The sequence below is a fragment of the Streptomyces sp. ME19-01-6 genome (genome assembly GCF_033793745.1).
Taxonomy (GTDB): domain Bacteria; phylum Actinomycetota; class Actinomycetes; order Streptomycetales; family Streptomycetaceae; genus Streptomyces.
In genome coordinates this window covers 1-4,250 of record NZ_JARAXF010000085.1, presented here as the reverse complement: position 1 = coordinate 4,250, position 4,250 = coordinate 1, and the positions used below count along the sequence as shown (strand labels likewise).

The 4,250-nt window shown below is 67.1% G+C and carries 1 protein-coding gene; it reads right to left on the bottom strand.

The window, feature by feature from the left end; genetic code table 11:
- Positions 1-4,102, bottom strand: a 4,102-nt coding sequence (locus PV419_RS52660; RefSeq protein WP_319701209.1) for an amino acid adenylation domain-containing protein, incomplete at its 3' end; no start/stop codon positions are given.
- Between the last annotated feature and the right edge of the window lie 148 nt (positions 4,103-4,250).

The window sequence follows — 4,250 nt, the reverse complement described above, 5'->3', positions numbered from 1 at the left end:
CCGCGATGTGGTGCAACAGCAGCAACAACACGAACTCATCGCGCCCCACCACGAAAAGCGTGGCACGCAACGGCAGCTCGGTGGCCAGATCAAAGGCATGGCCGGCGGCGGTCCGCAGCATGCCGTCGATCTCCTCCGGGCCGCTGTCCGACACGGACAGCAGATCCCAGTGGGCATCAGGCTCCAAGACGACCTGCTGCGCGGCGCGCGCCCTCCTCGGGAAGACGGTGCGCAGGCTTTCGTGCCGGGCCACCAGATCTCCCAGCGCCGCCCGCAGCGCGGCCACATCCACTGTCCCCGAAAGCCGGAGCGCCAGCGGGATGTTGTACGTCGCACTCGGCCCTTCGAGCCGATGCAGGAACCACAACCGCCGCTGCGCGAAGGACAACGGCAGCACCTCCGGCCGCACCGCCCGTACCAACGCCGGACGCAGACCCGCATCCGCCGTACGCAACCGCTCGGCCAAACCCGCAACGGTCGGCGCCTCGAAGAGCACCGCTATCGGCAACTCCACGCCGAGTACCGTGCGAATGCGGCTGATCAGCCGAGTGGCCAGCAGCGAATGACCGCCCAGCGCGAAGAAGCTCTCGTCGATACCGACCCGGGGCAGGCCGAGGATGTCGGCGAACAGCTCGCAGAGCACCTCCTCTTGGGGTGAGCGTGGTGCGCGTCCGCCGGCCGTGCCGAAGTCCGGTGCCGGCAACGCTTTGCGGTCCACCTTGCCGTTGGGCGTCAGCGGAATCGCGTCGAGCACCGTGATCGCGGAGGGGACCATGTACTCCGGCAGCCGCTCACGCAGATGGCGACGCACTTCGGCCGGATCGAGCGACTCGCCCGTGACCGGCACCACATAGGCCACAAGTCGCACCTCTCCCGACTGCACCTCTCGCGTCACCCCCACCGCCTGCGCGACCGCGGGGTGGCCGACCAGTGCGGCCTCTATCTCTGCCGGCTCGATCCGGAAACCGCGCATCTTCACCTGTGCGTCGGCGCGGCCGATGAACTCCAACTGGCCGTCCGCCCGCCATCGCGCCAGGTCGCCAGAGCGGTACATGCGGGATCCGGGCGGCCCGAAGGGATCGGCCACGAACCGCTCGGCGGTCAGCTCCGGACGGTTCACGTATCCGCGGGCCAATCCCGCTCCCGCGATGTACAACTCGCCCACTGATCCGGGAGGGACCGGCCGGAGGTCGCCGTCCAACACGTAGGCACGCGTGTTCTCGATCGGCCGTCCGATGGGCACCGAACCCGCCATATCGTACGGTGCGCGCATCGCGTGGCGCGTGGCGAACGTCGTCGTCTCGGTCGGTCCGTAGAGGTTGAAGTAACTGGTGTCGGGACAGGCCTCCAGCATCTTCTGCACGGCGGTCGACGAGGCGGCTTCGCCTCCCGTCCACACCTCCCGCAGGCTGCCGAAACAGTGCGGGGATTCCTCCACCAGGAGGTTGAACAGTGCGGTGGTCACGAAGAGAGTGGTCAGCCCATGTTGGTCGATGGCCAGCCGGTAGTCGTCCGTCGTGAGATCACCGGCCTGTGCCATGACGATGAGGCCACCGCCGAGCAGCGGCAGCCACAGCTCGAAGGTCGACGCGTCGAACGCGTACGACGAATGCACCAGGACCACACGCCCGGTATCCCCCCAGCGGTGGTCGGCGGCCAGGTTCAGCACATTTCCCTGGGTGATGCCGATGCCCTTGGGAGTACCCGTCGACCCGGAGGTGAACATGATGTACGCGAGACTGTCCGGACCGCCCGGTACTTCCAGGTCGGTCGGGTCCGCTTGGCCGAGCGCTTCTTCACAGTCATCGACGAGCACCACCGGCAGACCGGCCAGCTCGTCGGGCATCGAAACGTCGCGGCTGGTCAGCAGCACACTGGCTTCGGTCTGCGTGGCGATCAACCGCATGCGCGCGGCCGGATTCCTCTTGTCCAGCGGGACGTACACCCCACCGGCCTTCAGCACCGCCAGTATGGACACCACGAGGTCGACGGAACGCTCCAGCAACAGGGCCACCCGGCATTCCGGCAGCACCCCGTGTGCGACCAGCAGGCGTGCCATTCTGTTCGCCCGTGCGTTCAGCTGGGCGTAGGTCAGGGACGTTTCACCGCACACCAGCGCGGTAGCGTCAGGGGTCCGTGCTACTTCCGCTTGGAATGCCGCCGCGATGGTGCTTCGCGGCACCTCACGAGTGGTGTCGTTCACCGTGACGAGCAGTAGCTCGCGCTCTTCGGCAGTGAGGACGTCGATGTCCGACAGGGTCTGACCGGGATCACCCGCCATGGACCGCAGCAGGTGCATCAGACGAGCCGCCAGTGATTCGACGGTGCCGCGATCGAACAGGTCAGTACTGAATTCGATGAATCCGTCCAGACCGGCCCGCTCACCCTGTGGGCCGCTGCGTTCGGTCAGCCCGATGGACAGGTCGAAGCGCGCGGCACTGGCGTGCACCGGCTCGAGACGGGCCCGCATGCCCGGCAGGGTGAATTCCCGGTCGGGTGCGTTGTCCAAGGTCAGCATGGTCTGGAACAGCGGATGCCGGGCCGGCGAGCGGGTGGGGTTGAGGGCCTCGACGAGTTGCTCGAAGGGCAGGTCCTGGTGTGACCAGGCGGCGAGGTCGGTGTTCCGTACCCGTTGGAGCAGTTCGTGGAAGGTGGGGTCGCCCGAGGTGTCGGTACGGAGTACCAACGTGTTGACGAAGAAGCCCACCAAACTGTCGAGGGCCTCGTCGGTGCGACCGGCGACCGGGCTGCCGATCGGGATGTCGCTTCCGGCACCCAGACGGCTGAACAGGGCCACAAGTCCGGTTTGCAGCACCATGAACATGCTTGTGCCGGTCTCCTGGGCCAGCATGTGCAGTTGACGATGAAGATCCGCGGGGACGGCCAGTCGGAGCGAGTCACCCCGATATGTGGCGCGCTTCGGGCGTGGCCGGTCGACGGGAAGCGCGATTTCCTCCGGAATGCCGTCCAGTTCCTGCTGCCAGTAGAATAGTTGGCGTCGGAAGACGCTTTCCGGGTCGGTGGAGTCTCCGAGGAAATCGCGTTGCCAGATGGTGTAGTCCGCGTACTGGACCGACAGTGGCTCCCACGCCGGCGCCATGCCCCGGCACCGCGCTTGATAGGCGGTCGCCAGGTCGCGTGACAACGGCCCCATGGACCACCCGTCGCCCGCGATGTGGTGCAGCAGCAACAGCAGGACGTACTCGTTCGGCCTCAGTACGAACAGGGTGACCCGCAGCGGCGGTTCGACGGTCAGGTCGAAGGAGTAGCGAGCGGCTTCCTTGAGCGCGGCGTCGAATGACTCGGGCTGGATCGCGACTACTGACAGCCGGCCCGGGGAGGCGTCCGGATCCAGGACGACCTGCTGCGGGTCGCCTGATGTCTCGTGGAAGACCGTGCGCAGGCTTTCGTGCCGGATCACCAGATCGGCCAGTGAGCGCTCCAGTGCCTCCCGGTCGAGGTCACCGTAAAGCCTCATGGCCAGGGGCACGTTGTAGGTGGGGCTTGGCCCTTCCCACTGGTGCAGGAACCACAATCGCTGCTGCGCGTACGACAACGGCAGCACCTCCGGCCGCCTCACCGGCCGCACCGCTCGTCGGACGCCGGTGGTGACGGAGCTGGAGAGACGCCCCGCGAGGGCAGCTACGGTGGGGGCCTCGAAGAGGGTGGCGATGGGCAGTTCCACGCCGAGTACGGTGCGAATCTGGCTGATCAGCCGAGTGGCCAGCAGGGAATGACCGCCCAGCGCGAAGAAGTTGTCGTCGATACCGACCCGGGGCAGGCCGAGGATGTCGGCGAACAGCTCGCAGAGCACCTGCTCTTGGGGTGAGCGTGGTGCGCGTCCGCGGGCCGCTGTGCCGAAGTCGGGTGCGGGCAATGTCTTGCGGTCCACCTTGCCGTTGGGCGTCAGTGGTATCGCGTCGAGCGCCACGATCGCGGAGGGGACCAGGTACTCGGGGAGTCGCTCGCGCAGATGACGGCGGAGTTCGGTGGTCAGCGCGGCGGTACTGAGGGATGCTGCTGGATTCGTGGTGTACGCGGACAGCTCACCGTGTGCCTGGTCGGTGGCCAGATGAACATCCGTCGCCACGGCGCGGGACATGGTCTCCTCCGGTGCGAACAGCACATCGAAACGGCCGTCTTCACCGCGTGAGCTCCAGGTGACCGCGGTCCACAGGCCTCGTCGGCGCCCCAGCTCACTGAAGGCGTCCGGCTCCATCCCCAACCCGGCTGTGGTTGTCGTCAGGTGG